The 1,182-nt window shown below is 67.7% G+C and carries 2 protein-coding genes; both read right to left on the minus strand.

Features of this window, described 5'->3' with window-relative positions:
- Positions 1 to 33 precede the first annotated feature (33 nt).
- On the minus strand, positions 34 to 639 hold the full coding sequence (locus tag ACLQ23_RS31510) for a transposase (RefSeq protein ID WP_357413809.1): 606 nt from the start codon (positions 637 to 639) through the stop codon (positions 34 to 36).
- Entirely contained in the window at positions 618 to 1,082 is a 465-nt protein-coding gene (locus ACLQ23_RS31515; RefSeq protein WP_425736165.1) for a winged helix-turn-helix domain-containing protein, read from the minus strand. Before ACLQ23_RS31515 ends, ACLQ23_RS31510 begins: the two co-directional genes overlap by 22 nt.
- Positions 1,083 to 1,182: the final 100 nt, after the last annotated feature.

Raw genomic sequence — 1,182 nt, forward strand, 5'->3', positions numbered from 1 at the left:
GCTACAGAGGTTGAAAGGCTGAAGTTCGCACCGTCACGGTGGTTCGGGGTCGAGGGTCATGCCGGTGTTGGCGAAGAAGCCGGCGAGGAGATCGGTCTGTTGCTGGCAGGCGCGTAGGCGGTGTTTGACCAGGTCGGCGAGGTGGTCGACGCCGTGGGCGGCGATGTTGGTCAGGCCGCGTTTCATCCATCGCCAGACTCCTTCGGTCGGGTTGAGATCGGGTGCGTACGACGGCAGCCGGATCACGGTCAGCCACGGCCGGGCCGCGATCAGGGCGTGCATGCGGCGGCTGACGTGGGTGTTGAGGTTGTCCCAGATCAGCACGATCGGTGTACGTAACCGCTGGTGAGCCTGGTCGAGGAAGGCGATGTAGTCGTCCTCGCTGAAGCTGCCGCGTTCGCCTTTGCGGCCACGGTGCAGCCGGGTGCGCCACATCAGCCGGCCGCGTTCGCCGGGCTTGAGGCAGACCAGGCCGGCGATCGACACCCGGCCGGAGCCCTTACCGGAGATCTCCACGACGGGTGTGCGGCCGCGGCGTGCCCAGGTCTTGGCCACCGGCGGGCGCAGCACCTGGCCGGCCTCGTCCTGGAAGCAGATCCAGGCGCCGCGGGCCGCGGCTAACCTCTTACCGACGGCCACCGCCTGCGGTGCCAGGTCGCGATCGCTTCGGGGTCGCGTTCGATCGCCCGTCGGGTCGGGACCTGCTGGCTGTAGCCGATGCGATGCAGCAGGTAGGACACCCCGCGCAGCGTGTAGGAGACGCCGAAACGGCGTTCGATCACCTCGACGACCCGCGCCAGAGTCCACCGGGCGTCCTGCCAGCCCTGCTCAAACGGCCCCCGGTCGAGCAGGCCGGCAAGCTCGCCGAGTTGCTCTTCGGAGAGCTTGCAGTCCGAACCACCCGGCCCCGACGATGCCAGAGCCGCAGTACCGCCGGCAGCCCAGCGACGTCGCCACTCCCGGACCGACTTTGGGGAAACTCGCAGCTCAGAAGCGATCTGCGTGGACGGTTTGGACTCCTCGAACATGGCCGCGGCCTGCATCCGGACCTTTTCACGCCGGACCCGGGCTACCGCGTTCATGCCACCACCAGCCGGATACCTCATACCTCCGGCCTACCGAAACCATCGACGCAGATCACGCAGACACGCCGACGACCGTCAGCCTTTCAACCTCTGTAGC

Origin of the sequence: Micromonospora sp. DT41 (assembly GCF_049841715.1) — a bacterium.
Lineage (GTDB): Bacteria > Actinomycetota > Actinomycetes > Mycobacteriales > Micromonosporaceae > Micromonospora > Micromonospora profundi.